This window comes from Litoreibacter arenae DSM 19593 (assembly GCF_000442275.2).
GTDB lineage: Bacteria > Pseudomonadota > Alphaproteobacteria > Rhodobacterales > Rhodobacteraceae > Litoreibacter > Litoreibacter arenae.
Map to the genome: position 1 here is coordinate 137,956 of NZ_KE557314.1, position 25,283 is coordinate 163,238.

Consider the following 25,283-nt stretch of genomic DNA (forward strand, 5'->3'; position numbering starts at 1 on the left):
TTTGGCAACCCCCGCGTTGGCAGAGCCGGTGACCATCGCTGCCCTCGGTGACAGCCTGACCCAAGGCTACGGCCTGCCTGCCGAAGACGGCTTCGTGCCGCAGCTTCAGGCGTGGCTGACCGCCCAAGGCGCGGACGTCAACTTGGTCAATGCAGGCGTCTCGGGCGATACCACCGCAGGCGGGTTGTCACGCATCGACTGGACCCTAACGCCGGAGGTTGACTCCGTGATCGTCGCCTTGGGCGGCAATGACGTACTGCGCGGCCTGCCTCCCGAACAGGCGAAATCCAACCTCGACGCGATCCTGACCAAGATCGAGGAGCGCGGCCTGCCCGTGCTGCTGGCCGGTATTGACGCCCCGTCCAATTACGGCCCCGATTATGAGAGGGAGTTCGAGGCGATCTACACCGACCTCGCCGCCAAACACGACGCACTACTGATCCCGAATTTCCTCGAAGGTCTGACCCGCATCGAAGACCGCGCCATGGTCATGCGCGACCACATGCAAAGCGACGGTATCCACCCCGACGCCTCCGGCGTGGCGCTGATCGTCGAAGCCATTGGCCCGGTGGTTCTGGACCTCATCGCCCGCGCCAAGCCCTGATTTCGTACAAACTGGCAGAAACGGCCTACGCGGCGTACATGGTGTACAAAACCCTCTTCGCCGCAGCGCAGCGCTTGCAGAGCGCCACGCAATATCCTATCCCTGACCGCAACAAACACGAAACATCCTTACGCGAAAGAAATGCCCATGAGCTTCCGCCTGCAACCCGCCACCCCTGCCCGTCCAAACCGCTGCCAGCTCTTCGGCCCCGGCTCCCGCCCCGCGCTTTTCGAGAAAATGGCCGCCTCCGCCGCCGACGTCATCAACCTTGATCTCGAAGACTCTGTCGCGCCCTCCGACAAGGACACCGCCCGCGAAAACGTCATCAAGGCGACGCATGAGGTAGACTGGGGTAACAAGTATCTGTCAGTGCGGATCAACGGTTTGGACACCCCCTACTGGTATCGCGATGTCGTTGATTTGCTTGAGAAATCATCCGAGCGCCTTGACCAGATCATGATCCCAAAAGTCGGCTGCGCCGCCGATATCTACGCCGTCGACGCGCTTGTAACCTCCATCGAGGCCGCCAAGGGCCGCAGCAAGAAGATCAGCTTCGAGGTCATCATCGAAAGCGCCGCAGGCATCGCCCACGCCGAAGAAATCGCCGCATCCTCACCGCGTCTGCAAGCCATGTCGCTGGGCGCCGCCGACTTCGCCGCGTCGATGGGGATGCAAACCACCGGCATCGGTGGGACGCAGGACAACTACTACATGCTGCAAGGCGGCAACCAGTATTGGTCCGATCCATGGCACTGGGCACAGGCCAAAATCGTAGCAGCAGCAAGGACTTATGGCGTCCTACCCGTAGACGGCCCGTTCGGTGATTTCTCCGACGACGAAGGCTTCCGCGCCCAAGCCCGCCGCTCCGCCGTCCTCGGCATGGCAGGCAAATGGGCCATCCACCCCAAGCAAATTGCCCTTGCAAACGAGGTGTTTACCCCCTCCGAGGAGCAGGTCACCGAGGCCCGCGAAATTCTTGAGGCGATGGAAACCGCCAAGGCTAATGGCGAGGGTGCCACCGTCTACAAGGGCCGTCTGGTCGACATCGCCTCGATCAAACAGGCCGAGGTTATCGTCAAGCAATTCGAGATGATAAACAGCTAAAAACAGCCCTGCCCCAATACCTTAGGGACAGCGCGCCACCTCATTTCAGAGGCAGGTATATCTCCGTCACCAGCTCTTCGGGTGCCGTATCCGTCGGGTCATTCAGGTAAACCTCCATCGCTGGCGCATCCCCCGGCTCCTCGCCACTTTCAGGCAACCAGACGCCATACAGATAGTCATATGCAGCTTTCAGCCCTGAATACGGGCCGGTATAGGTCAACACAGCAACCTTGCCTGCGGGGATTTTCAAGTCCTCCATATCGTCGGGCATCTCGAATTCCTCGCCGACCAATATCCCCGCATGGCTCCGCAACTCCGCCTCCGGCACGGCGCTTGGATCGTCATAATAGACCCCCGCCATCCCCCGCGCAGACGGCCACAGCCCGCGCGACGTGAACATTGCGGCGATGGCTTCGAACTTCTTGCCGATCTCCAGATAGGGGCCCGTATGGGCCAAAGCCGCCATACGTCCGCCGGATCGTTCCTTGATTTCAACAGGATACATGGAAAACTCTCCTCTATTGGTTTCGGGACTCGGAGACGCCAGAGCCCCACGCTTGCGAAACGCCGCCGGTGTCAGACCAAATGCCTCGCGGAAAATGCGGGTAAAGCTGGCGACGTTGTCATAGCCGCATCGCGCCGCAACTTCCCCGATCGACCAGTCCTTCTGCACCAGCCAGCAGGCCGCCCGATGCATCCGGATACGGCGCACCGCAGCGGCACAGGTCTCTCCGGTCATCCCGTGAAACACCCGATGCCAGTGAAACCGGCTCATCGCCGCCACCTCCGCCAACGCGTCCAATGACAGGTCACCCGCAGGGTTGTCGTGGATATATTCCTTCACACGCAACAGCCGTGCCTCATAGGGATTTGTCATAGATCGCTCCGTCTCGTCTCGCCTTTGGTTCTAGCCTAGCCCCATTTCACAAATCTTGCTGAGTTGCATCTGCCGCGAAGCATGGTCATATATCCCCCCACGCAATCGGGAGTCCCAAATGACCAATTACCTTGAGTTCGAAAAGCCTCTGGCCGAGATCGAAGGCAAAGCCGAAGAACTGCGCGCCATGGCGCGTCAGAACGAGGAAATGGACGTCGAGAAAGAAGCCCTTGCGCTGGACAAGAAGGCTGCGGACCTGCTCAAGACCCTCTACAAAGACCTCACGCCATGGCGCAAATGTCTGGTCGCACGGCACCCTAACCGCCCGCATTGCAAGGATTATATCGAAGCGCTGTTCGATGAATACACGCCGCTCGCCGGTGACCGGAACTTCGCCGACGATCACGCCGTCATGGGCGGTCTGGGTCGGCTTGGCGACCGCTCCGTCATCGTGATCGGCCACGAGAAGGGCAACGACACCAAGACCCGTATCGAGCGCAATTTCGGCATGGCCCGCCCCGAAGGCTACCGCAAGGCGATCCGCCTCATGGACCTCGCCCACCGCTTCGGCCTGCCGGTCGTGACCCTCGTGGACACCCCCGGCGCGTATCCCGGCAAGGGCGCGGAGGAACGCGGCCAGTCCGAGGCCATAGCGCGATCCACCCAGAAATGCCTGGAGATCGGCGTCCCACTGGTTTCCGTCATCATCGGCGAGGGCGGCTCGGGCGGCGCGGTTGCGTTTGCCACCGCGAACCGTGTGGCCATGCTGGAACACTCTATCTATTCCGTTATCAGCCCTGAGGGCTGCGCCTCGATCCTTTGGAAGGACGCGGAGAAAATGCGCGAAGCGGCGGAAGCGTTGCGCCTGACCGCGCAGGATCTGAAAAACCTCGGCGTCTGCGACCGTATCATTCCCGAACCCGTGGGCGGCGCGCAGCGCGACGCGAAAGCGGCGATTGCAAGCGTCGGTGTCGCGATTGGCGAGTTGATTGACGAGCTGTCCAAAATGGACGCAGCCGCCCTGATCAAGGACCGCCGTCAGAAATATCTGGATCTAGGGTCCAAAGGCTTGGCGGCCTAGCCTCACCACATCGTGGACCTGGCCCGGGCGCCCCATTCGGCATCGTAGGTCTTTCCGTCGACACCTTCGGGGCCGACGGTCGAGATAATACAAAACCGCGAGGCCATGATCCATTTGCGATAGGTCGGTGTCAGCCGGTCCGCTACCTTGACCAGGGACGCCTCTCCCGGTGTGCCGTAAAGCGCCTCCAGCTCGGAGATGTCCGTGACGAACTCCATCACTCCGCTGACCGCACGAACCCGGCTTCGTCCAGCAGACGCTCTGACGCGGTTTCGACCTCTGTCTCGAGTCTGGTAAGGAACTCGTCCCTCGAAAGACCGGGCGGGATCGGCTCCAGAAATTCGACGACTGCCACACCCGGCTTGCGATAGACCCCACGACGCGGCCAGAACACGCCTGCATTGGTCGCCACCGGATAACAGGTCTGGTTCATCTGCTCGTAAAGCACCGCGGTGCCCACCTTATAGGGCCGCTTTACCCCCGGCGCGAGACGTGTGCCTTGGGAATAAATCACCAACTGCCCCGGCAGCTTGTCGCCCTTGGCCACATCCGCCAGCATCTTGGCAATTGCAGCACCGCGCTTGCCGCGGTTCACCGGAATGCAGCCAATGCGGTAGGCGTATTGGCCCAAGATGGGCGCGTAGAGCAGGATCGCCTTCATGATGAATTTGCCATGTGGGATGGCATCAAAAATCATCAAAATATCCAGAAACGATTGATGCTTGGCGGCAACCAAGGCCTCCCCGGTCGGGGGCGTCCCGCGCACCTCGCTCTTTATCCCGACCATCCAGTTTGCGGTCCAGATCACGTAGCGCGCGTAGGCGTGGCAGGCAGCCAAGGCACCGTAGGGGCTGAACATCGCCCAAGGCAGGTAAACGATGGCATAGATGGGCATCGCCACGTACATCGACAGGTTGAACAGCAGCGACCGGACCCATTGCACCGCGTATTTCATAGTCAGGTCACCTCGTTCAATGTGCGCAGGGCGGCGCTGCGCGTGGCCCAGAACGCCACCAAAGCGGCCAGCGGCGGAATGGTCAACGGCCAAAGCCAATGCCAGCCCCTGAAGCCAAGGCCGGTCAGGAACGCACCAGCGTCGGCTGCACTGGGCAGCAACGCTACCGCGATGCACCCCGCAATCGTCCCAACAGCTGCCCCCAACAAGGCGCGAATGGTAAAGCGGCGTACGAAGGCGCGGGCGATGTAGACGTCACGCGCACCGACCAATCGGGTGACGCGAATGACCTGGGCGTTCGCGGCCAAAGCGGCGCGGGCCGCCAGCGTGATCATGGCGGCAGTCGACAGGCCAATGAGCGCAATCGCGATCCAGCCTAGACTGCGAAGCCGGTTCGCGGCCTCCACCAGAGGTCTGCGCCAGCGGGTGTGGTCGTCGAGAAACGCGCCCGGTGCTTCGCCCGCCAGCCGCAAACGCAGACCGGCGGCGTCATAGCCTTCTTCGTCTTCGACAACTTCGATCAGGCGGGGAATGGGCAAGTCCTCCAGCGGCAAATCAGGGCCGAACCACGGCTCAAGCAGCAACATCTGTTCCTCTTCGGACATGATCCGCGAGCGCACCACGCCGGGCGTAGTACGCAGCACCTCCTGCGCGGCAAGGGTCTGCGCCTCTATCTCCTCCAGCGGTGCGGAAATGCGCACGGTGGAGGTCTGGGCCAACTCGCTTGCCCACCGCTCGGCCAAACGCCCTGTTGCCAGAGATAGCGCCAAGGCAAACACCGCCAGAAACGCCATAGCACCGGCAGTGAATGTGGTCAGCGTCGCAGTGAACCCCGTTGGGGGCACCACGCGGTCCGCCGCGCGGTCGCCCGCAACCAGTTCGGTCATGGTGGCAGCGGCGTTGCGCAGTTTGTGTAACTTGCTCACAGGTCCGCTCCCGCCAGCTGCAGTTTGCGGTCCTTGATCCGAAGCACCCGCGCGGACACCTGCGCTTTGGTGTTACGGATCAGGGTAAGGTCGTGGGTCGCCACCAACACCGATTTGCCCATCTTGTTCAACTCGATCAGCAACGACATCAACCGTTGCGACATCTCCCAGTCGACATTCCCGGTCGGCTCGTCCGCGAGGATCACATCCGGCCCCATGATGACGGCTCTTGCCAGCGCGGCACGCTGCCGCTCGCCTCCTGAAAGCTCGGGCGGCAGTTGGTTCTGCTGCTTGGTCAACCCGACCCAGCCAATCAGATCAGCAAGATTTTGCCTCTCCGCCGCAACATCCTTGCCGGACACCGTAAGGGGCAGGGCGATATTTTCTGCCACGGACAGATGATCGAGAAACTGGCACTCCTGATGAACCACACCTATCCGGCGGCGGGCGAATGCGATCTGGTCACGGCCCAAGGTCGCGACATCCTGCCCGAAGACCTGAACCAGCCCTTTCGATGCGGCAAGTTCCATATAGCAAAGTTTGAGAAAGGTAGACTTTCCGGCACCCGAAGGACCGGTCAGAAAATGAAATGACCCCGCTTGCAGTCTCAGCGAGATGTCGGTCAGCAGATCGCCACCGCCATAGCTGTAGGCTACGTTTTCCAGTTCTATCACGAGACGGCTCCAAATCTGATTGCGCACCAATTACGCCATTGGCGGCAACAGTTGCAATCAATTGGAAACAACAACGCTTGGAATACGCTTTTCCACAGGCTAAGACTTGATCAGATTTGAGGCGTGCCAACGATTTACGGCGCGAAAGCGGAGATGTCATGCGGCTGATTTGCCCAAACTGCGATGCGGAATACGAGGTTGACGACAACCTTATTCCAGCCGAAGGGCGCGACGTCCAATGTTCCAATTGTACGACCACTTGGTTTCAAGCCGCCCCTGAGGCGGATGAAGATGAAGACGTTCCTGCTCCTGCCGCGCCTGAGGTTGAGGAGTCGGCGGACGATTCCGACGATGAAGAGGCGGCAATCCTCCCGCCCGCCGCTGGGTCCATGCCGCCGCGCAAGCCGACTGTCGACCCGGCAGCTATGGAAATCATCCACGAGGAAGTCGAGCGGGAGACAGCCGCACGCGAAGCCGAACGTGGCGGGCTGGAAACCCAACCGGATCTTGGTCTGGACGGCGCCGAATCCGAAGATCACGCATCGGCCGCCCGCGACCGTGTGGCAAGGCGGCGAGGCTTGGATGCTCAGTCCGCATCGGTGGACGACGATGATACCGCACTCGCCGCCGCGCCAAAACGGGAAGAGACAAGCGCCAAGAAAGAGCTTTTCCCCGACATCGAAGAGATCAACTCCACACTGTCGCCAGAAGCTGCGGAAGCGGAGGCAGAGGCCGCGCGACTGGCTGCGGAAGGTGGCGAAACCGAGCAAACCGAGCGCAGCAGCTTCCGCCTGGGCTTCGGGTTGATGCTGTTGCTCGCCGTCGCCCTGATGCTCGTGTATGTCTACGCGCCACAGATTGCGCGCAGCTTCCCCGCTTTGTCGGACACGCTGCAAAGCTATGTCACCACAGTCGATAGCATTCGTGTGGGGCTGGACACCGCCGCGCAGGGGCTTGTCGAGAAAATTGGCGTAACGCTGGACGGCCAGTCCTAGAACTGGTCCAGCAACCGTTTCAGATAATCACGCTCGATCTCGGGGCGATCCTGTTCGCCGGAGCGACGCCGGATTTCGTCCAGCAACTCACGGGAGCGGCGCTGCGCGTTTTCACCTTGCAGCATATTGTCTTCAGAACCGATCATGCCATTCGTACCCTGCTCGCGGCCCAGCGGATCACGATTTTGGCGGGAGGCCTGACCTTGGTTCTGCCCCTGTTGGCCTTGGTTTTCCCGCTGTTGCTGGGCCATCGCTTCACCCAAGTTGCGCATGCCTTCGCGCAAGGCTTCCATTGCGTCGGACTGCGCGCCAAGTGCATCGGCGGTCTGGTCGTTTCGCAACGCCTCCTCGGCGCGGTCCATCGCCTCGCCCGCACGATCCAGCGCCTCGCGGGCCGCATCGCCCTCGGGCGTGCCCTGCCCCGGCAGGTTGCGCTGCTGGCGGTTCAACTCCTCGCGCAGTGCCTGCTGGCGATCTGCCAGTGACCGCTCGGAGCCGCCGTCCCGCTGGCCTTCGGCCTGCTGGTTGCCCTCCCCTTGCTGACCTTCCTGTTCACCTTGCTGGCCGCCCTGCCCATCATGGCTTTGTCCACGGCCCTGGCCGCCGTTGCGGCCTTCGTTGCCTTCGCTCTCACCCGCTTGTGCGCCCGGATTGAACTGCTCCTGAAGGTCACGGAAAGCCTCGTCGCTCAGCCCTTGCTGGTCCCGCAGCGTTTCTTGCAGCCCTTCCATGGCTTGCTGGCCGGGGCTTTGCTGGCCTTGGCCGCCTTCACCCTGCGCGACTTGCATGTTCTTCATCATTTCCATCAACTGGTCGAGCAAGGCCTGCGCTTCCGCCATCTTGCCCTCTTCCATCAGGCGCTGGATCTCATCGAGCATTTCCTGCAACTGGTCGCCGGTTATTTCCTGCGTCTCACCCTGAGCCTGCTGCTGTTCGCCATCCTGCCCTTCTTGCGCCAGCTGTTCCATGTAGTCCTGCATGGCTTCGCTCAGCTCTTGCATCAGCTCGGCGATTTCCTCACTGGTCGCACCTTCTTTCATGGCGTCCGAGAGGCGGTCCTGCGCCCGTTGCAGCCGCTCCAACGCATCGGACAGGCGCCCGTCTTCCAGAAGAGTCGCAGCACGCCAGAGCATATCCGCGATGTCGTCTTGCTTTTCGTCGGAGATGCCGAATTGCATTGCCAATTCGAGCCGGGTCAACGCCATGCGGGTCGTAAGATACGCCAGTTCGCTTGGAAAATACCCGTCCGGATCATAAGTAATCGTGCGCAAGATCTGGACTATCCGTGGCGCGTTCTCCCGCGACCACAACAGATCGCGGCGCTGCTCCACCAAAGCCTTGGCGATGGGTTGGAAGAAACGCCGCCCCGGCAGTTCAGCCTGCACGATCTCTGGCGTGCTGGTCTGATCGGAGGCATCCGCGACGGATAAATCAATCGTCACCGGCAGTCCGGCCCAAGGGTGCTGCGACAGGTTCTCGATCAGCGTTTCGGTAAACTGTTCGCGCCCGCCAGAAATAGGCATTGGCAAATCCAACACGATTTCATCGCGCGGCTCCGGCGCGACAGTCAGACCATAGCGACGGTCAACCGACGCCAAGTCGAGTGCAAGTGTGGCCAACCCGCGTTCAACGCCGTAATCGTCCGACGCGGTGAAAGGCAACTCCATCTCGCCATTGATCTGACGCGAGACCTCCGCACTCACTTTCACTTCGGGCGGCGTGTCGGATTGCGCGGTGATCTGCCATTCTGCGATGTCATCACCTTCGATACGGATCGTGCCGTCTCGCTCGATCACTCTGCTAAAAGCAGTTTGTGGCGTGTCACCTTCGGGCTCGACAGTGCCGGACACGGTCTCCGAAAGCGTCAAACTACCCACCTGCCCGTAAAGCCGCACGGTCAGGTCACTGCCTTTCGGCACGGTCAATTCGGAGACTTTCACCGCGTTCAGATACAGGCTCGGCTTGCCCGTATAGGCGGGCGGCTCGATCCAGATTTCCCAAGCGGGTCCAGCCGCCACGGCCTGGCCCATCCCGCCCGGCGCAAGATCATTGAGCGACCCGCTGCGCCAGAGGCTGCCGAAACCGACGGTCATGACGACCAACAACACGGCCACATATCGCAACGCGTAGGGGTCTTGCGACGACACGCGCAGGTCGGGCGAGACCGCTTCAGCCTCGGCCAAGCGCGCCTGCATACGCTCCTTGTGCACCCGCCAGACCGCCTGCGATGCGGCGTCGCTACCGCCCAGAGCTTGCGTATCGAGCGCCGCCGTAACGGGACGCCCCGGCATGGTGCGGTCAATGCGGTTCAGCGCATCCTCCCAACTCGGGACGCGAAACTTTCGCCATGCGTAGACCAGAGACGCGACCAATCCGCCACAAGCGACTAGGATCGCGGCCCAGATCACTTCGACGGGCAAGCTGGCCAATCCAATCAAAATCCAAGCCGCCATCGCCGCAAACATGACAGCCCAAAGCGGCCAGAACGCATGTGTAATGCGCTCGGCCCAGAGGCCGAGCAGAGTGAGCCGCGTAGGCCACTTCAAGGCAGAGAGGTCAATGTCGGTGTCAGGCTTGCTCATCAAGTCATCCCATTGGGCCGACGCACCACAGCATCAAAGCCACGAGGGAATGGTATCGCGATTTATCATCTCGTCAAAGGTCGGACGCGCGCGGATGACGGCGAATTGATCCTCATGGACCAAAACCTCGGGAATGAGCGGCCTGGAATTGTATTCAGACGCCATAACCGCGCCATATGCGCCCGCTGAGCGGAAAGCCACCAACGCCCCAGCCTCGACCGGCGGCATTACGCGTTGCTTGGCGAACGTGTCGCCGCTTTCGCAGACGGGACCGACGATATCGTATTTGACCTGCTCTGCGCCCGCCTCAGGCTCCACCACCGGAATAATTTCGTGATAAGCGCCATACATGGCTGGCCGGATGAGATCGTTCATCGCTGCGTCGATAATCATAAACTGGCGGTCCTCGCCTTGCTTGATGTAGATGACCTCTGACACCAGAAGGCCGGCATTCCCCGCTATCAGCCGACCGGGCTCAATCTCTATTTCGCAACCCAGATGGCCGACTTTTTCGCGCACCAATTGCCCGAATTCCTGCGGCAACGGCGGCGCGTCGTTGGACCGCTCGTAGGGAATGCCCAAGCCCCCGCCCAGATCAAGACGGCGGATGTCATGGCCTTCCGCACGCAGAACTCCGGTGAGTTCCGCGACCTTGTCAAAGGCCTGACCGAATGGCTCCAGCTGCGTCAGCTGGCTGCCGATATGGACGTCGATCCCGATGACCTCCAGCCCCGGCAGGGCGGCGGCCTCGGCATAAACCTCTTTGGCGCGGGAAATCGGGATGCCGAACTTGTTCTCTGATTTGCCCGTGGCGATCTTCTCGTGTGTTTTAGCATCCACGTCGGGGTTCACGCGAATGGTGATCGGGGCGACAGCACCCATGGACGAGGCGACTTCGGACAGCGCATGCATTTCCGGCTCGCTCTCAACGTTGAACTGCCGGATGCCACCTTCCAATGCCAGCCGCATCTCGGCGCGGGTTTTGCCGACGCCTGAAAATACGATCCGCTCGCCCGGAATGCCCGCCGCCTTGGCGCGCATGTATTCACCCCCCGAGACGACATCCATGCCTGCGCCCAAATCACCGAGCAGTTTCAGCACCGCTTGGTTGGAATTCGCCTTCATTGCGTAGCAGACCAAGTGGTCCGTCCAGTCCAGCGCGTCATCAAACAAGCGGAAATGGCGCGTCAGCGTGGCGCTGGAATAAACGTAGAACGGCGCACCAACCTCGGTGGCGATGTCAGAAATGGCAACGTCTTCGGCGTGCAGAACGCCGTCGCGATACAGGAAGTGGTCCATCAGTCGAGAGGCCTTGTGCGCAGGAACAAATAGAGCGGCAAGCCGCAGGACACACCGATACAGAAAGTCGCCGGAATCGCAACCAGCGCGGACCAGTTCCGCCGGACGGCCACCTCGGCGATGATCCAGACCGTCAGCGTGATCGCGGCAATGGTCAAATCCCACACCAGCCCCGACGACGCCGCATTCGCGTGCCAGGCGTCGACCATGCCTGTCAGCGTGAAGCCAAACTCTGAAAACCACTGCATGAAATAGTACATCGGATGGATCGCCCCCCAGATCGCAAGGGCGAGGTATATCATTCGCAACGTGGACATGGTCGAAGCTCCCTTGTGTCGGTTGCGTGGCGATGTAGCCCAACAACCACCCCTCGGAAAGGCCCGCGGCCCCGTCATAACCGCGCATTTTCCTTATTTTCGCCTAATCTGCGGGGCAAAACGCCCCGAATGGCTTAGGGGGCCGACCGTAATGATGCGACACTACCTACTGTTTTCCTTAGTATACCTAGCCTGCGCCGTAGTGCTGGTTTCGGTGCTGCGCGACCAGCCCGAATTGCTGCTAATCGGGGCGGCACGAAAATCGCTCTACCTGCTAATGTCTTTTGCGGGATGGATGCCATATCTGGCCGTGTTCATCGCAGTGTCGCTCTACTTCACCCGCAAATACGGGATACGAGCGCGAATCGTGCCTTCCGTTTATGCGTTGCTTGGATGCTTGGCCTTTTCAGTAGCGTTCTCGCTGGTGAAGACCTCGATTCCCTACGTGCAGCCGTTTTACGCGGATCCCTTCTTCGCGGATCTTGACGCCGCTTTGCATTTTGGCGTCGACCCGTGGCGCATCACTCATGCGATGGCCGCAATCGTATCGCCATCCCTCATTGTAATCCTTTATTTCATGGCATGGTTTCTGCCAGCAATCTTTCTGCCGGTGTTCATCGCGATGACCGACACCGACCCCGACCGCTCCAAGCGCTTCATGATCCTGCATGTCGTCTCGTGGGTTGGTCTTGGAAATGTGCTGGCCGCGATCGGTAGTTCAGTCGGGCCAGTGTATTATGACCGGCTGCTCGGCGGCACGCGCTTTGCCGATCTGGCTGCAGCCCTTGAAAACAGCGGCATAGCCTCATCCGCGCTCGGGCAGGTGCAAGACAACCTTTGGAAACTCTATGTCGAAAACGGACAAAGTGTGGGGTCCGGCATCTCGGCCTTCCCGTCGGTCCATGTAGGGCTGGCCGCAGTCACCATGCTATATCTGTGTGAACGCTCGCGCGCGCTGGCACCTGTTGGCATAGCGTTCGCGGGCGCGATCATGTTCGCCTCTGTCTACCACGGATGGCACTATGCGGTGGATGGCTACGTCTCCTTCGCCGCTGTCATCGCGTTATGGGCCGTGCTACGGCGACGCAACGTCGCAATTGCCACTTACATTCCTGCTTGATTGAAGGTTTAAAGCTAAGAAAGTTGCGAACCCGCCCCGCTGGGGCGTTGCGAGAGGAATGACGACATGGCCGAGATTGAACGCGAAAGCATGGAATACGACGTGGTGATCGTAGGGGCCGGCCCCGCCGGTCTGAGCGCCGCCATTCGCCTGAAACAGCTGGACGCGGACTTGAACGTGGTCGTGTTGGAGAAGGGCTCCGAAGTCGGGGCGCATATCCTGTCCGGCGCGGTGCTGGACCCATCGGGCCTTGACGCACTGTTGCCCGATTGGCGAAACATGAATGCTCCGATCACCGTGCCTGTAAAGTCCGACAACTTCTACATGCTTGGCGAGGCGGGCCAAGTTCGTATCCCCAATTTCGTGATGCCACCCCTGATGAACAACCACGGCACCTATATCGTCTCCATGGGCAATGTCTGCCGCTGGATGGCCGAAAAAGCCGAAGAAATGGGCGTCGAGGTATTCCCGGGCATGGCCTGTTCCGATCTGGTTTTCGGCGAAAACGACGAAGTCAAAGGCGTGGTCGCCGGTGTGTTCGGGCTGGAGGCCGATGGCTCCTACGGTGAAAATACCGAGCCCGGGATGGAGCTTCTTGGCAAGTATGTATTCCTCAGCGAGGGTGTGCGTGGATCGCTCTCCAAGCAGGTCATCGAGAAATACAACCTCGGTGAAGGTCGTGACCCGCAGAAATACGGCCTCGGCATGAAGGAAATCTGGGAAATCGACCCGTCCAAGCACAAGGAAGGCACCGTCACGCATACGATGGGTTGGCCATTGGGCAAGAACGCGGGCGGCGGGTCGTTCATCTACCATCTCGACAACAATCAGGTTTATGTCGGCTTTGTCGTTCACCTGAACTACGAGAACCCGTACCTGTTCCCCTACATGGAATTCCAACGCTTCAAGCATCATCCGATGGTCGCGGACCTGTTGGAAGGCGGAAAACGGGTAGCTTACGGCGCCCGCGCAATCACCGAGGGCGGATGGCAGTCGCTGCCGAAAACCGTATTCCCCGGCGGCGCTTTGCTGGGCTGCTCTGCCGGCATGGTCAACGTGCCGCGCATCAAGGGTAACCACAACGCAATGCTATCGGGCAAGGCGGCGGCAGAGGCGGCTTTCGAGGCGATGGGCGCCGGCCGTTCGGGCGACGTTCTGGATGCCTATGACGAGGAAGTCCGCTCCGGCGCGATTGGCAAGGACCTGAAACGCGTGCGCAACGTGAAGCCCCTATGGTCGAAATACGGACTGACCGCATCGCTGACCATCGGCGGGGCGGATATGTGGATTAACAACATTATCGGAACCTCCCCGTTGAACCTGCACCACGGAAAATCCGACGCCGAGGCTACGGGCGAGGCCTCGAAGTTCAAGCCTATCGAATACCCCAAGCCCGATGGAAAGCTATCCTTTGACCGACTGACCAATGTGGCATTCGCCGCCACCAATCATGAGGAAAGCCAGCCGTCGCACTTGCGGCTCAAGGATCCGACAATTCCAGTCAATGTCAATTTGCCGAAATACGCCGGCCCTTCAGCACGCTACTGCCCGGCAGGTGTCTACGAGTTTGTCGGCGAAGGCGAGGACACGCGCTTTCAGATTAACTTCCAGAACTGCGTGCATTGCAAGACGTGTGACATCAAGGACCCGTCGCAAAACATCGTCTGGACGACACCACAAGGCGGTGACGGGCCGAACTACCCCAATATGTGACACCGAATTGGCGCGGTGAAGCTTTTCCCGCGCCATTGTGATGGACACTTTATGGACAACCTATAGTCGGCCCCCTAGTTTCCAATCGAGATGCAGGAAAATTGGGCCCGACTGACATGATCACGACTTCATTTCGATGCCGCGCCGTGGCGCTGATACTGCTTGCAGCAGCTCCCGCGCCGGTGCTGGCGGCGGAAAGCGGATTGGCGGGACCATATCTGGCCGCGCGGCAAGCGACAATTTCCTTCGACTATGACGAGGCGTCGCAATACTTCCTCCGCGCGATTGCGGCGGAACCCGACAATCTGCTCTTGAAGGAAAGCGCGATTATCGCGCTGATCGGCAAGGGCGACATTGAGACTGCGGCCGACATCGCCTCAGACCACGAGAAGGCGGGCGGGCGCAATCAGATAGTTGACCTCGTGCTGGATACCGTCGCGGTTGCCCAAGGCGATTTTGACAGGGCAGCACAGGAAAGCCCAGAAACGACAGGGCTTGCGCCCCTGCTTGGCGGTCTTACCCACGCGTGGGCACTGCTTGGCCAAGGGAAAATGTCTGACGCGACCGCCGCGTTCAATTCGGTCGCAGAAATCGAGGATTTTGCCTCTTTCGCGTATTATCACAACGCCTTGGCGCTGGCGTCTGTTGGCGATTTCGAGGGTGCGGACGAAATCCTCTCGGGCAAGACCCACGGCCCTCTGATCCTAAGCCCGCGTGGAATCGAAGCGCACGCACAGGTGCTTGCCCAGCTGGAGCGGCGCGAGGACGCGATCGAATTGCTGGAAGCAACAACCGAAAACGGCTTCAGCGCCGAATTGGAAGACCTCAAGGACCGTCTGATCGCTGGCGAACCCGTGGGCTACGACTTCGTCACCAATGCCCGCGAAGGTGTCGCGGAAGTATATTTCAACCTGTCCGCGATTCTGGATGGTCGTGCAGCGCCGGAGCACGTGCTTCTTTATGTCCGCATGGCGCAGCACATCCGCCCGGATCATGCCCCTGCGGTTTTGATGAGCGCGCAAATTCTCGAAGATATGGGCCAGTATGATCTGGCGACGCGGGCCTATGCGACGCTGGACGCAAACTCTCCGGCCTATATTCTGGCCGAAATCGGACGGGCTAACTCCTTGTTTGCGGCGGACCGCAAGGATGCCGCTGTCGAGGTCATGTCAGCCTTGTCGAGAACCCACGATGATATCGCCATGGTTCAGTCCACCTATGGTGACCTGCTCAGCCGGACCGAGAAAGACGAAAGGGCCGTCGAAGCATACAGCCGCGCATTGGAGATCAATGGCGAAGGACATCGCGCAAACTGGCGCATTCTTTATGCACGCGGGATCGTCAAGGAGCGAATGGACGACTTCGCCGGCATGGAGGACGATTTCCGCAAGGCGCTGGAGCTTTCGCCAAACCAGCCGGACATCCTCAACTACCTCGGATATTCGCTGGTGGAGCAGCGCATCAAACTTGATGAAGCGTTGGAGATGATCCAGACCGCCGTGAAAGAAAGCCCCGATAGCGGCTATATCACGGACAGTCTGGGCTGGATCTTCTATCGCCTCGGGCGATTTGAAGAAGCCGTCGCCCCGATGGAGCGTGCGGTCGAGTTGTTGCCGGTCGACCCTATCGTCAACGACCATTTGGGCGACGTCTACTGGATGGTCGGGCGCGAACGTGAAGCAGAGTTCCAGTGGAAACGCGCCCTGTCTTTCGAGCCGGAAGAAAAAGAGGCCGAACGCATCCGCGCGAAACTGTCACGCGGTCTGGACGCGGTTCTGGCGGACGAAGCCAAAGCGGAAACCACCCGAACCGCCAAAGACTGATGTTGCGGGAGTTCGCGCCGGCTAAGGTGAATCTGGCTCTTCATGTCACAGGACAATGTGAAGACGGCTATCATGAGCTGGACAGTTTGGTGGTTTTCGCCTCGGTCGGCGACAAGTTGAGCTTTCGCGAAGCCCCCTCTCTCTCCTTAATAGTAGATGGCCCGGAAGCGGCCGCCGTTCCAACACAGAGCAACTCTGTGCTTGCTGCGGCGCACCTTCTGTCTCCTAAAGGGACCGCCCAAATCACGCTTACGAAGAACCTGCCCGTCGCCGCTGGCATTGGCGGGGGGACTGCCGATGCGGCCGCCGCTTATCGCGGGCTGTCAAAGCTCTGGGCGCTTCCAGCACCCGACGCGTCAGAGCAAACGTTCACCCGCGTGGCGCAGCTTGGCTCGGACGTTCCGGTTTGCCTGTTCTCCCGCGCCGCGCGTATGTCGGGCGTTGGCGAGAAAATCGAGCTACTTCCCCATTTGCCAGAACTCCACGCAGTTCTCGTCAACCCCCGGGTCGAGGTGCAGACCCCGCAGGTCTTCAACGCCGTCACTGACAAGAACAACGCGCCGATGGACGTACTGCCGAAGTCCCTGCCCGACGGATCATCACTGATCGACTGGATTTCGCACCAACGAAACGACATGCAGAGCGCCGCGATATCCATTGCGCCTGTAATTTCTGAAGTTTTGGCGGCCATTGACGCAACGCCCGCCTGTCAGCTTGCCCGCATGTCAGGTTCTGGCGCAACATGCTTCGGCCTGTTTCCAGACAGCGAAGCCGCGTGGGCGGCTGAGGCGCATATTCTGAATAGCCGTCCAGAATGGTGGGTCCGAAGTTGCACGTTGGGCGATCAGTCCGCTAATTGAGACGAGATACCACGTAGTCGGCCAAATCGTGCAGCATGTCGGTGAGTTCGCCGTTAGGAACCGTGTCGAGCGCTTTCTTTGCCTTTGCAGACCAAACAAGCGCATCTTCTCGCGCCTGTTGCAACGCGTCATGTTTTTCAAGTAGCGACAAGACATGGTCGAGGTCGCCTTCTTCTTGGCGCCCCTTTTCAATCGTCCGGACCCAGAAGTCACGATCCTGCGCACCACCTGCGGCAATCGCTTTGATCAGGGGCAGCGTCAGCTTGCGTTCGCGAAAATCGTCGCCAACGTTCTTGCCGGTCTTCGCACTATCGCCGGAGAAATCCAGAATATCATCCGCGATCTGGAAGCTGACGCCAAGGGCGTCACCATAGGTAAACAGTGCTTTAACAACCTCCGCCGGAGCGTCCGCAATCATACCACCCACTTCGGTCGCCGCTGAAAACAGCGCCGCTGTCTTGCCGCGCACAACCTGCAAATACACGTCTTCCGTCGTGGCAAGGTTTTGGGCGGCGGTAAGTTGCAACACCTCGCCTTCGGCGATCACCGCAGACGCATTGGACAGGACTTTGAGCACATCCAACCGGCCCGCTTCCGTCATCAATTGGAACGAGCGGGCAAACAGATAGTCCCCGACCAGAACCGAGGATTTGTTGTCCCACAGCAGATTTGCCGCAGGGCGTCCCCTACGTTGCTCGCTGCCGTCAACGACATCGTCGTGCAGCAGGGTCGCGGTATGGATAAACTCGACAGTGGCGGCCAGATGAACATGATACGGCCCGTCGTAGCCGCAGATCCGAGCTGCCGCCAATGTGAGCATAGGCCGAACGCGCTTGCCGCCCGCCTCGACCAAATGGGCGGTAACCTCGGGAATTCTTGGCGCATGCTCTGAAGCCATGCGCGCGCGGATCAATTCACCCACAGCAGCCAGATCATCTGCAAGGGCCGCTTGAAGGCGATCATGTGGCTTTACCGCTGGGGTGTCCAAACTCATTGTCGCGCTCTGCCTCATCTCTCGACAAACCAGTTGGGCTGTCGTTAACTCAATCACATGAAAGAACTTTTGCGCAGCAACGACCCAACCATCATTGCCTTCTCCAAAGCCCTGCTATCAGGAGAAGATATAGGCGTCTTCGAAATGGACGTCCACATGAGTGTTATGGAAGGGTCGGTCGGCATATTGCCACGTCGCCTGATGGTCCTTGAAAAAGACCTGTTCATGGCGCGGGCCGTTCTGCGTGACAACGATATCCCGGTCAGCGACTGACGGCCTATGCGTTTCGCCGACGATGAGCTTACGTATGATGCATTTCTGGGTGGGAAGCTGCGGCTTTGGCAACCTCGCAACGGGTATCGCGCTGCGACAGATCCCGTATTGCTTGCCGCGGCTTGTTCCGCCCGCCCTGACCAGTCCGTGCTGGAGCTGGGATGCGGCGTCGGAACCGCATCATTGTGTCTTCGCTCACGCGTTGATGTGCAAATAACCGGCGTTGAAGTTCAGCCCGCATATGCCGAACTGGCGCGCCGAAATGCGGCGGAGGCGGGGCTGAAAATGGAAGTCCTCGACAGCGATTTGACCAGTCTGCCACCAGATATTCGCTCCCGTACCTTCGACCATGTTATCATGAACCCGCCCTATTATGGCCCGGGTATGTCTTCGCCCAACATCGGCCGTGACACAGCTCTGCGTGAGCAGACCCCCCTTGCCGACTGGGTCGACATTGCGCTGCGCAGAGCAAAACCGAAAGGCTGCGTCAGCGTGATTCACTTGGCAGAACGGCTTGGAGATTTGATTGAAATGCTCAACCCTCGGGCTGGGTTCATCGAAATCAAACCCATCGCTGCCCGCGCGGGAAAGCCGGCAAAACGTGTTGTGATAAGAGCACAGAAAGGTCGTGCAAGCCGCAGCATTTTGTATAACCCACTGGTCTTGCACGATGGCCCCGAACACCGCTGCGATGGGGACGATTACTCGCACGCCGCTCGCAGAATCTTGCGGCACGGGAGTTCACTAGAATTTTAGAGACGATTGCGGTGTTAAGTATCGCAATTGCGTGACACATGGCTTCAGATGTGCTGCAATGAAGTCCTAGACCACGCAAACAGGAGGTATGCCATGACGATCAGTTCTCACCTTTCGGAGCTGAAACGCAAACACGATGCATTGTCCCAACGAGTGGAAGAGGCGCAGAGAAGCCCAGGCACTGACGACTTAAAGGTTGTGGAGTTGAAGAAACAAAAGCTGCGCCTTAAGGAAGAGATCTCCAAATACGCTAACTAGAGTTTCTTGACCCAAGCGCGGCCAGACCTGCGCCTGCGGCGATCAGACCAGCCGCGACCAGCAACGTGACCGTCGCTTGGGCAAACCCCGCATAGATCAATACAAATGTCGACAGCAATGGCGCTGCATATGATGCAGTCCCAAGCAGTTGAATGTCGCCGTTCTTGACGCCTATATCCCATAGATAGAAGGCGAAGCCTACGGGTCCCAACCCCAGTCCGACAATCGAAACCCACGCGATACCGCTGCTTGGAATGACCGTCTGCTCAAACGCCAGATGGGCCACCGCGGACAGGACCGCGCTTGCCAGACAAAAGAACGTGACGGCCGCCGTCGGAACGTGGCTAAAGAAGCGCGACAGTACCGAATACCCCGACCACGTAAGCGCACAGGCGGCGGCCAGAAGATATCCGAAAACGTGAGACGATTCGAAGCCGCCCCCTCCCCGTGTGACGATCAACGCCGCACCTAGAAACGCTACCATTGCTCCCAGAATATGTAGACCACTCAGGCGCTCTCCGGGCAGCAGACCAGAGAACAGCACAATAAGAAGGGGCCAGAGATATGCGATCAAACCCGCCTCTGCCGCCGGGGCATTTCGCAACGCCGCAAAATACAGCGCATGATAGCCGAACAACCCGCCAACACCGATCAGCCACGCCGGAAGGCTAATTGAACCAAGCGTTTCACCGAGACGTCCTCGGCGCACCGAAAACACCAAGCCGATCACACCGGCCATAGCGAACGACATCGCGCTGAGCTGGAACGGAGGCACCGGTGCACTTCCCACGGTCAGCAAAGCTAATAAAGACCACAGTAACACTGCACAGAACCCGATCGCAGTGGCAGCACCCTTGGTCATATAGGCCTCTAGTAATGGCGGGCTGCCCGAGTGTTTTTTGGCCGAGCAGCGTTGGAAACAAAAAAGGCCGGTTCCCCGTGGGGAACCGGCCTGTGCTATACACGTCCTTGGCTTATACCATGTACTGACCGCCATTTGCCGAAACCGTCGATCCAGTAATGAAACCCGCATCGTCGGAGGCGAGGAATACGACTGTACGCGCGATTTCCTCAGGCTCGCCCAAGCGACCAACCGGGATCTGAGGCAGAATGACCTCGTTCATCACCTTCTCGGGAATCGTGCTCATCATTTCGGTATTGATATAGCCCGGGCAGATCACGTTGACGGTGATACCTGCGCGCGCGCCTTCTTGTGCAAGTGCTTTGGTAAACCCTATATCGCCCGCCTTTGCCGCGGCGTAGTTCGCCTGCGCAAACTGGCCCTTCTGGCCGTTGATCGAACTAATCGTAATGACGCGACCGAACTTACGCTCCCGCATACCAGGCCAAAGCGGGTGGGTCATGTTGAATACGCCGGACAGGTTGGTGTTCATCACTTCCGACCATTGCTGCGGCGTCATTTTGTGGAACGGCGCGTCGCGGGTGATACCGGCATTGTTCACCAACACCTCGACCGGTCCGAGGTCCGATTCAACCTGAGCGATACCGGATGCGCACGCATCGTAGTCGGCGACGTCCCACTTGTAAGTTTTAATGCCGGTCTCGTCCGTGAAAGCAGCGGCCTTCTCGTCATTGCCGGCATAGGTCGCGGCGACGCTGTATCCTGCGGCTTTCAGCGCTTTGGAAATGGCCGCTCCGATTCCGCGGGAGCCTCCGGTTACTAGTGCGACACGAGCCATAGTGATTCCTCCTGGAAATAGTAAGCAATTTTCTGTCTAAAAATGTATAGGTTGCGCAATTTTCATGCGCAACCATATTCGAAGTGTTTAGTCGCGCTCGACACAGACGGCGACACCCATCCCGCCGCCGATGCAAAGTGTGGCAAGGCCCTTCTTCGCGTCACGTCGCTGCATCTCGAAAAGCAGCGTGTTCAGAACGCGGCAGCCGGATGCGCCAATCGGATGACCAATAGCAATAGCGCCGCCGTTGACGTTCACGATCTCGGGGTCCCAGCCCATGTCCTTGTTCACTGCGCATGCCTGCGCGGCGAAGGCTTCGTTTGCCTCGACAAGATCAAGATCGGAGGCTTTCCAGCCCGCCTTCTCCAGCGCTTTTCGCGACGCGTAGATCGGGCCGACGCCCATGATCGACGGGTCAAGACCTGCGGTCGCATAGCTTACGATCCGTGCCAAAGGCTGTATGCCGCGCTTCTCAGCGTCTTCCGCGCTCATCAACAGGGTCGCCGCAGCGCCATCGTTCAAACCGGATGCGTTGGCCGCGGTGACGGAGCCGTCCTTGGTGAAGGCCGGACGCAGTTTTGCCATCGCTTCCATGGTCGCGCCATGACGGATATATTCATCTTGGTCCACTGTGACGTCGCCTTTGCGGGTCTTGATCGTGAACGCGGCAATCTCATCAGCGAACTTGCCCGCCTTTTGCGCGGCCTCCGCCTTGTTCTGAGAGGCGACGGCAAATTCGTCCTGCATCTCCCGGCTGATCTGCCACTGATCGGCAACATTCTCTGCGGTTTGGCCCATGTGATAGCCGTTGAACGCATCCCACAGACCGTCACGGATCATGCTGTCGATATACTGCATGTCGCCCATTTTCTGGCCTTGGCGCAAATTTGCGACATGAGGGCTCATGGACATGTTTTCCTGACCGCCCGCGATCACGATAGACGCGTCTCCGAGCATGATGTGTTGGGCACCCAATGCGACGGCACGAAGGCCGGACCCGCACACCTGATTGATGCTCCAAGCAGACGCTTCCTTCGGAAGACCCGCATTGATGTGAGCTTGCCGCGCGGGGTTTTGGCCCTGTCCGGCGGTCAGCACCTGACCCAGTATAGTTTCGGAAACCTCTGCTTTGTCGACGCCTGCGCGTTCGACCACAGCTTCGATTACGGCAGTGCCAAGATCATGGGCGGGAGTGTTGGCAAAAGAGCCAAGAAAACTTCCGACTGCGGTTCGGGCAGCGGATGCTATTACGACATTGGTCATGGACATTCCTTTCTTGCGGCCAGCGCAACTCTGTTTGCCAGGTCACCGGGCAATTTCCGGCCGTGTATGTGAAGCCTATATCTGGCTTACGTAGGGTACACAAAGGCATAGCGTGTCGCACATTTCGATTTTCTACAAGACCTAGCTTCGCCGAACGACCTCAGCCAGCTTGAAAACGCGTCGGTTCCCACGCTTGGGTTTGCCACGGGGCCGCTACAGTCGGAACACCAAACAAATAACCCTGCAAGCAATCCAAACCGTTCTCGGCAAGGTATCTCGCTTCCTGAGGGCGCTCGACACCTTCCGCCACAGTGAACATATCAAATTGGCGAGCGATAGAGACCAAGGCCTGCATCAAAACCTGATTGTCGGCGTCTTCATGAATGTTGCGGGCAAAGCTCGTGTCGATCTTGACCAGGTCGAAATAGAAGTCCTTGAAATGCCTGAATGCCGTATAGCCTGCGCCGAAATCGTCCAAGGCGAAGGATATTCCGCGTCGCTGCATGCGTGTCATGAAATCTGAGACCAGATCCGGCATAAGCAGCGCCGAAGATTCGGTGATCTCGATGATCAGCCGCTCCGCGATGGTTGGGTCCCGAAACAGCCCCCGTTCAAGTGCTGTTTCCCAATTCGGGTGGCCAATCGAGCGCGGTGACATGTTGATCGACAGCCTCAGCCCCGGCTCTTTGGCCAAGCTGGCGAGACCAAGTTCGATCGCCAGACAATCAACAACCCGCCCTTCGTCCCGCGCCTCAATGGTGCTGATAAAATCTTTCGCCGGAATAACGCGGCCGGTTTCATCCAGGACGCGAATGAGCCCTTCGCAGAACGCCACGCGGGTCGTATGGCCAGATTGCACCACAGGCTGGTAGGCAAGCAATACCTGCTTGTTACGAAGCGCTGCGCGCACCATGTCCAGCACGTGCAGGTCCCGTTGGGATATTGCGGCGCTCAGCGGGCTATCTTCTGCGTTCAAGTGGGATGGCATTGGCTATTCTACTTTGCGATTTGATATCCAATAACTAGGGGTTCCGCGCTTAAACGCGGGTTAATGCTCCAATTTTGTTCCAATTGAAGTAAATTAAGTATCAATAGGTTAAACCGCTGAATTCAGGAGGAAATGTGATGAACGACAGATGTAGCTGGTGCGGGTCTGAAGAAATTTACGTCAATTATCACGACACAGAGTGGGGCGTTCCGGAATATGACAGCCGCGCCTTGTGGGAAAAGCTGATCTTGGACGGGTTTCAGGCAGGGCTCAGCTGGATCACCATCCTGAAAAAGCGCGACGCCTTCCGGCACGCTTTCGAAGGGTTCGATCCAAACGTTATCGCCAGTTGGGGCGAGCCCGAGATATCGCGATTACTAAAAGACGCAGGCATCGTGCGCCACCGCGGCAAGATAGAGGCGACCATCGGGAATGCGCGTGCGTGGCAGAAAATAGAGCAGCGAGAAGGGTTCGATACGTTCCTGTGGAAGTATTTCGACGGCACGCCGCTACAAAACGAATTCCGTACACTGGAAGAAGTGCCGGGCTTCACTCCGCTTAGCACGCAAATATCAAAAGACTTGAAGAAGGAGGGCTTCCGCTTTTGCGGCCCTACAATCGTCTACGCGTTCGCTCAAGCCTGCGGGTTGGTTAACGATCACTTGGTCACGTGCCCGCGCCATATGGAGGTGAAAAAGCTGGCCCGCTAGAGGCCCCAAGGGCCGTGATGTGCACCGTCCTTGTCAACGCGCTGAAAACTATGCGCGCCAAAGAAGTCACGCTGCGCTTGAATCATGTTGGCGGTGGATCGCCCTGTGCGCATGGCGTCGAAATAGCTCAAGCCCGCCGCCAGCGCCGGACTCTGCAATCCGTGAGAGACAGCGGTAGCCACGACCTTGCGCAAGGCAGGCGCGTTGGCTTCGATTAGTCCGGCGAAGAACGGGGAGAACATCAGATTGTCCTGCGGCGCGGCGGTCAGCGCCTCCGCCATGTCATTGAGCATGGTCGACCTGATGATGCAGCCCTCGCGCCAGACCCGCGCGATTTCCGGCATTGGCAGACCCCAGCCAAACTCTGCGCTTGCAGCGTTGAGCAGTTGGAAGCCCTGCGCATAGCACATGATCTTGCCTGCGATCAGAGCCTGTTCGAGATCGTCTCGGCTGAGTGCACCATCCGGTAACGCGACTGGGGACGCCCCAAACAGTGCTTCGCCACGCTCCCGCTCGGCCTTCAATGCGGACAGATTTCGCGCAGCGACTGCCGCCTCGATGACTGGAACCGGCGCCCCGAGGTGCTGAGCCTCAATCACCGTCCAACGCCCAGTGCCTTTTTGACCGGCACGATCCTGAATGATGTCCAGCACCGGCTTGCCGGTTTGATCGTCAGTCGCGGCCGCTACCTTTCCTGAAATCTCGATCAGGTAGGACTGCAACGGGCCGTCATTCCAAGCCTCGAAAGCGGCCGCGCAATCACTGGCCGATGCCCCCTGCCCGTCGCGCATAATGCCATAGATTTCCGCAATCATCTGCATGTCGGCATATTCGATGCCGTTGTGAACCGCCTTGACGAAATGGCCCGCCCCGCCTTCACCCATCCATGTCGCGCAAGGCGTGCCCTCGTAGTCGGCGGCGATTGCGGTCAGGATATGGGCGACGCGGTCCCATGCGTCCTTGCGCCCGCCGCCCATGATAGACGGGCCATGACGTGCGCCTTCCTCCCCACCGGACACACCGATGCCAAGGAACGGCACGCCGTCGGCTTCGGCCTGCGCTGCGCGCGCTTCGGTGTCCCGAAAGTTAGCGTTGCCCGCGTCGATGATAAGATCATCCTTGCCCAGCAGGGGTCGCAAAGCCGCGATTTGCTCGTCGACAGGTGCGCCTGCGGGCACCATCAAGATGATCGCCCGAGGCTCCGCAATGGACGCCACGAGGTCTTCCAGCGTCTTGCAGGGCGTTATGCGTTCGGCGAGGTCTCCGGCCTCTTCATGGAACTTTTGCGTGCGAGAGGACGTCCGGTTGAACACCGAGATCGCAAATCCTTTCTCCGCGATGTTGAGCGACAGCATCGCCCCCATCGTACCAAGGCCGATCAGGCCGATTTCAGATTTCGACATTGCATTGT

At 59.3% G+C, this 25,283-nt stretch carries 25 protein-coding genes and 1 pseudogene; 12 read left to right on the plus strand and 14 right to left on the minus strand.

Going from position 1 to position 25,283, the window contains the following annotated elements; genetic code table 11:
* Position 1 precedes the first annotated feature (1 nt).
* Together THALAR_RS13040 and THALAR_RS13045 are read left to right on the plus strand one after the other, a co-directional pair.
* On the plus strand, positions 2 to 604 hold the full coding sequence (locus THALAR_RS13040; RefSeq protein ID WP_245622436.1) for an arylesterase: 603 nt from the start codon (positions 2 to 4) through the stop codon (positions 602 to 604).
* Between the two features lie 147 nt (positions 605 to 751).
* A complete protein-coding gene (locus tag THALAR_RS13045) occupies positions 752 to 1,708 on the plus strand; it encodes an L-malyl-CoA/beta-methylmalyl-CoA lyase (RefSeq protein ID WP_021102046.1) in 957 nt (318 codons plus the stop codon).
* Between the two features lie 40 nt (positions 1,709 to 1,748).
* Here THALAR_RS13045 and THALAR_RS13050 read toward each other — a convergent pair whose 3' ends face one another.
* Positions 1,749 to 2,585 (minus strand): AraC family transcriptional regulator, encoded by an 837-nt coding sequence (locus tag THALAR_RS13050; RefSeq protein WP_021102047.1) that lies wholly within the window; start codon positions 2,583 to 2,585, stop codon positions 1,749 to 1,751.
* Between the two features lie 118 nt (positions 2,586 to 2,703).
* Here THALAR_RS13050 and THALAR_RS13055 point away from each other — a divergent pair, with 118 nt between their 5' ends.
* The gene (locus THALAR_RS13055; protein WP_021102048.1) at positions 2,704 to 3,666 is read left to right on the plus strand and encodes an acetyl-CoA carboxylase carboxyltransferase subunit alpha; all 963 of its coding nucleotides are present in this window, start codon (positions 2,704 to 2,706) and stop codon (positions 3,664 to 3,666) included.
* Between the two features lie 53 nt (positions 3,667 to 3,719).
* Here the strand turns inward: THALAR_RS13055 and THALAR_RS13060 are convergent.
* From THALAR_RS13060 to THALAR_RS13075, 4 genes and pseudogenes are all read right to left on the minus strand, one after another.
* Positions 3,720 to 3,884, minus strand: a pseudogene (locus THALAR_RS13060) (pyridoxamine 5'-phosphate oxidase family protein); the annotation flags it as partial.
* Positions 3,884 to 4,621 carry a lysophospholipid acyltransferase family protein gene (locus THALAR_RS13065; RefSeq protein ID WP_021102050.1) on the minus strand — a complete coding sequence of 246 codons (738 nt, stop codon included), beginning with the start codon at positions 4,619 to 4,621 and terminating at the stop codon, positions 3,884 to 3,886. The gene THALAR_RS13065 and the pseudogene THALAR_RS13060, both read right to left, overlap by 1 nt.
* A 2-nt stretch (positions 4,622 to 4,623) precedes the next feature.
* On the minus strand, positions 4,624 to 5,508 hold the full coding sequence (locus THALAR_RS13070) for a cell division protein FtsX (RefSeq protein ID WP_040819238.1): 885 nt from the start codon (positions 5,506 to 5,508) through the stop codon (positions 4,624 to 4,626).
* 35 nt (positions 5,509 to 5,543) lie between these two features.
* Entirely contained in the window at positions 5,544 to 6,221 is a 678-nt protein-coding gene (locus THALAR_RS13075; protein ID WP_040819240.1) for a cell division ATP-binding protein FtsE, read from the minus strand.
* Between the two features lie 158 nt (positions 6,222 to 6,379).
* Here THALAR_RS13075 and THALAR_RS13080 point away from each other — a divergent pair, with 158 nt between their 5' ends.
* A complete protein-coding gene (locus tag THALAR_RS13080) occupies positions 6,380 to 7,216 on the plus strand; it encodes a zinc-ribbon domain-containing protein (protein ID WP_021102053.1) in 837 nt (278 codons plus the stop codon).
* Here the strand turns inward: THALAR_RS13080 and THALAR_RS13085 are convergent.
* Genes THALAR_RS13085 through THALAR_RS13095 form a run of 3 tightly spaced genes read right to left on the minus strand, consistent with a single transcriptional unit; the run spans position 7,213 to position 11,414 of the window.
* The gene (locus THALAR_RS13085) at positions 7,213 to 9,798 is read right to left on the minus strand and encodes a TIGR02302 family protein (RefSeq protein WP_021102054.1); all 2,586 of its coding nucleotides are present in this window, start codon (positions 9,796 to 9,798) and stop codon (positions 7,213 to 7,215) included. The genes THALAR_RS13080 and THALAR_RS13085 overlap by 4 nt on opposite strands.
* A 33-nt stretch (positions 9,799 to 9,831) precedes the next feature.
* Positions 9,832 to 11,097: a diaminopimelate decarboxylase gene (gene lysA, locus THALAR_RS13090; RefSeq protein ID WP_021102055.1), complete on the minus strand. Its 1,266-nt coding sequence runs from the start codon at positions 11,095 to 11,097 to the stop codon at positions 9,832 to 9,834.
* On the minus strand, positions 11,097 to 11,414 hold the full coding sequence (locus tag THALAR_RS13095) for a DUF2834 domain-containing protein (RefSeq protein WP_021102056.1): 318 nt from the start codon (positions 11,412 to 11,414) through the stop codon (positions 11,097 to 11,099). The genes lysA and THALAR_RS13095 overlap by 1 nt, the downstream gene beginning before the upstream one ends.
* A 151-nt stretch (positions 11,415 to 11,565) precedes the next feature.
* Here THALAR_RS13095 and THALAR_RS13100 point away from each other — a divergent pair, with 151 nt between their 5' ends.
* The 4 genes from THALAR_RS13100 to THALAR_RS13115 all read left to right on the plus strand — a co-directional run bounded on the left by THALAR_RS13100 (position 11,566) and on the right by THALAR_RS13115 (position 16,930).
* Entirely contained in the window at positions 11,566 to 12,534 is a 969-nt protein-coding gene (locus THALAR_RS13100; RefSeq protein WP_169788544.1) for a phosphatase PAP2 family protein, read from the plus strand.
* A 66-nt stretch (positions 12,535 to 12,600) separates the two neighbouring features.
* Positions 12,601 to 14,247 carry an electron transfer flavoprotein-ubiquinone oxidoreductase gene (locus tag THALAR_RS13105; protein WP_021102058.1) on the plus strand — a complete coding sequence of 549 codons (1,647 nt, stop codon included), beginning with the start codon at positions 12,601 to 12,603 and terminating at the stop codon, positions 14,245 to 14,247.
* Between the two features lie 116 nt (positions 14,248 to 14,363).
* Positions 14,364 to 16,070 carry a tetratricopeptide repeat protein gene (locus tag THALAR_RS13110; RefSeq protein ID WP_021102059.1) on the plus strand — a complete coding sequence of 569 codons (1,707 nt, stop codon included), beginning with the start codon at positions 14,364 to 14,366 and terminating at the stop codon, positions 16,068 to 16,070.
* Complete coding sequence (locus THALAR_RS13115; RefSeq protein ID WP_040818742.1) at positions 16,070 to 16,930, plus strand: 4-(cytidine 5'-diphospho)-2-C-methyl-D-erythritol kinase; 861 nt, start codon at positions 16,070 to 16,072, stop codon at positions 16,928 to 16,930. Before THALAR_RS13110 ends, THALAR_RS13115 begins: the two co-directional genes overlap by 1 nt.
* Here the strand turns inward: THALAR_RS13115 and THALAR_RS13120 are convergent.
* Complete coding sequence (locus tag THALAR_RS13120) at positions 16,923 to 17,924, minus strand: polyprenyl synthetase family protein (protein ID WP_021102061.1); 1,002 nt, start codon at positions 17,922 to 17,924, stop codon at positions 16,923 to 16,925. The two genes, THALAR_RS13115 and THALAR_RS13120, sit on opposite strands and share 8 nt — an antisense overlap.
* A 57-nt stretch (positions 17,925 to 17,981) precedes the next feature.
* Here THALAR_RS13120 and THALAR_RS13125 point away from each other — a divergent pair, with 57 nt between their 5' ends.
* The 3 genes from THALAR_RS13125 (at position 17,982) to THALAR_RS18160 (ending at position 19,211) form a co-directional block, all read left to right on the plus strand.
* On the plus strand, positions 17,982 to 18,197 hold the full coding sequence (locus THALAR_RS13125; protein WP_040818745.1) for a putative signal transducing protein: 216 nt from the start codon (positions 17,982 to 17,984) through the stop codon (positions 18,195 to 18,197).
* A gap of 6 nt (positions 18,198 to 18,203) precedes the next feature.
* Positions 18,204 to 18,953, plus strand: coding sequence for a tRNA1(Val) (adenine(37)-N6)-methyltransferase (locus THALAR_RS13130; protein WP_021102063.1), 750 nt, complete (start codon positions 18,204 to 18,206; stop codon positions 18,951 to 18,953).
* A gap of 93 nt (positions 18,954 to 19,046) precedes the next feature.
* Complete coding sequence (locus tag THALAR_RS18160; protein WP_021102064.1) at positions 19,047 to 19,211, plus strand: YdcH family protein; 165 nt, start codon at positions 19,047 to 19,049, stop codon at positions 19,209 to 19,211.
* Here the strand turns inward: THALAR_RS18160 and yddG are convergent.
* The 4 genes from yddG to THALAR_RS13150 form a co-directional block, all read right to left on the minus strand.
* Entirely contained in the window at positions 19,204 to 20,073 is an 870-nt protein-coding gene (gene yddG, locus THALAR_RS13135) for an aromatic amino acid exporter YddG (RefSeq protein WP_040818753.1), read from the minus strand. The genes THALAR_RS18160 and yddG overlap by 8 nt on opposite strands.
* 112 nt (positions 20,074 to 20,185) lie before the next feature.
* A complete protein-coding gene (gene phbB / locus THALAR_RS13140) occupies positions 20,186 to 20,911 on the minus strand; it encodes an acetoacetyl-CoA reductase (protein WP_021102066.1) in 726 nt (241 codons plus the stop codon).
* Between the two features lie 87 nt (positions 20,912 to 20,998).
* Positions 20,999 to 22,174 carry an acetyl-CoA C-acetyltransferase gene (locus THALAR_RS13145; protein ID WP_021102067.1) on the minus strand — a complete coding sequence of 392 codons (1,176 nt, stop codon included), beginning with the start codon at positions 22,172 to 22,174 and terminating at the stop codon, positions 20,999 to 21,001.
* Between the two features lie 160 nt (positions 22,175 to 22,334).
* Complete coding sequence (locus tag THALAR_RS13150; RefSeq protein ID WP_040818757.1) at positions 22,335 to 23,162, minus strand: EAL domain-containing protein; 828 nt, start codon at positions 23,160 to 23,162, stop codon at positions 22,335 to 22,337.
* A 137-nt stretch (positions 23,163 to 23,299) separates the two neighbouring features.
* Here THALAR_RS13150 and THALAR_RS13155 point away from each other — a divergent pair, with 137 nt between their 5' ends.
* A complete protein-coding gene (locus tag THALAR_RS13155) occupies positions 23,300 to 23,872 on the plus strand; it encodes a DNA-3-methyladenine glycosylase I (protein ID WP_021102069.1) in 573 nt (190 codons plus the stop codon).
* On the opposite strand, the gene gndA is transcribed toward THALAR_RS13155, so the two are convergent.
* The gene (gene gndA / locus THALAR_RS13160) at positions 23,869 to 25,275 is read right to left on the minus strand and encodes an NADP-dependent phosphogluconate dehydrogenase (RefSeq protein ID WP_021102070.1); all 1,407 of its coding nucleotides are present in this window, start codon (positions 25,273 to 25,275) and stop codon (positions 23,869 to 23,871) included. The two genes, THALAR_RS13155 and gndA, sit on opposite strands and share 4 nt — an antisense overlap.
* Positions 25,276 to 25,283: the final 8 nt, after the last annotated feature.

Bases quoted from the DNA above. Each gene is read 5' to 3' on its own strand.
- THALAR_RS13045 (WP_021102046.1), top strand. From the start codon at position 752: ATGAGCTTCCGCCTGCAACCCGCCACCCCTGCCCGTCCAAACCGCTGC.
- THALAR_RS13050 (WP_021102047.1), bottom strand. From the start codon at position 2,585: ATGACAAATCCCTATGAGGCACGGCTGTTGCGTGTGAAGGAATATATC.
- THALAR_RS13055 (WP_021102048.1), top strand. From the start codon at position 2,704: ATGACCAATTACCTTGAGTTCGAAAAGCCTCTGGCCGAGATCGAAGGC.
- THALAR_RS13065 (WP_021102050.1), bottom strand. From the start codon at position 4,621: ATGAAATACGCGGTGCAATGGGTCCGGTCGCTGCTGTTCAACCTGTCG.
- THALAR_RS13070 (WP_040819238.1), bottom strand. From the start codon at position 5,508: ATGACCGAACTGGTTGCGGGCGACCGCGCGGCGGACCGCGTGGTGCCC.
- THALAR_RS13080 (WP_021102053.1), top strand. From the start codon at position 6,380: ATGCGGCTGATTTGCCCAAACTGCGATGCGGAATACGAGGTTGACGAC.
- THALAR_RS13085 (WP_021102054.1), bottom strand. From the start codon at position 9,798: ATGAGCAAGCCTGACACCGACATTGACCTCTCTGCCTTGAAGTGGCCT.
- lysA (WP_021102055.1), bottom strand. From the start codon at position 11,097: ATGGACCACTTCCTGTATCGCGACGGCGTTCTGCACGCCGAAGACGTT.
- THALAR_RS13095 (WP_021102056.1), bottom strand. From the start codon at position 11,414: ATGTCCACGTTGCGAATGATATACCTCGCCCTTGCGATCTGGGGGGCG.
- THALAR_RS13100 (WP_169788544.1), top strand. From the start codon at position 11,566: ATGATGCGACACTACCTACTGTTTTCCTTAGTATACCTAGCCTGCGCC.
- THALAR_RS13105 (WP_021102058.1), top strand. From the start codon at position 12,601: ATGGCCGAGATTGAACGCGAAAGCATGGAATACGACGTGGTGATCGTA.
- THALAR_RS13110 (WP_021102059.1), top strand. From the start codon at position 14,364: ATGATCACGACTTCATTTCGATGCCGCGCCGTGGCGCTGATACTGCTT.
- THALAR_RS13115 (WP_040818742.1), top strand. From the start codon at position 16,070: ATGTTGCGGGAGTTCGCGCCGGCTAAGGTGAATCTGGCTCTTCATGTC.
- THALAR_RS13120 (WP_021102061.1), bottom strand. From the start codon at position 17,924: ATGAGTTTGGACACCCCAGCGGTAAAGCCACATGATCGCCTTCAAGCG.
- THALAR_RS13125 (WP_040818745.1), top strand. From the start codon at position 17,982: ATGAAAGAACTTTTGCGCAGCAACGACCCAACCATCATTGCCTTCTCC.
- THALAR_RS13130 (WP_021102063.1), top strand. From the start codon at position 18,204: ATGCGTTTCGCCGACGATGAGCTTACGTATGATGCATTTCTGGGTGGG.
- THALAR_RS18160 (WP_021102064.1), top strand. From the start codon at position 19,047: ATGACGATCAGTTCTCACCTTTCGGAGCTGAAACGCAAACACGATGCA.
- yddG (WP_040818753.1), bottom strand. From the start codon at position 20,073: ATGACCAAGGGTGCTGCCACTGCGATCGGGTTCTGTGCAGTGTTACTG.
- phbB (WP_021102066.1), bottom strand. From the start codon at position 20,911: ATGGCTCGTGTCGCACTAGTAACCGGAGGCTCCCGCGGAATCGGAGCG.
- THALAR_RS13145 (WP_021102067.1), bottom strand. From the start codon at position 22,174: ATGACCAATGTCGTAATAGCATCCGCTGCCCGAACCGCAGTCGGAAGT.
- THALAR_RS13150 (WP_040818757.1), bottom strand. From the start codon at position 23,162: ATGCCATCCCACTTGAACGCAGAAGATAGCCCGCTGAGCGCCGCAATA.
- THALAR_RS13155 (WP_021102069.1), top strand. From the start codon at position 23,300: ATGAACGACAGATGTAGCTGGTGCGGGTCTGAAGAAATTTACGTCAAT.
- gndA (WP_021102070.1), bottom strand. From the start codon at position 25,275: ATGTCGAAATCTGAAATCGGCCTGATCGGCCTTGGTACGATGGGGGCG.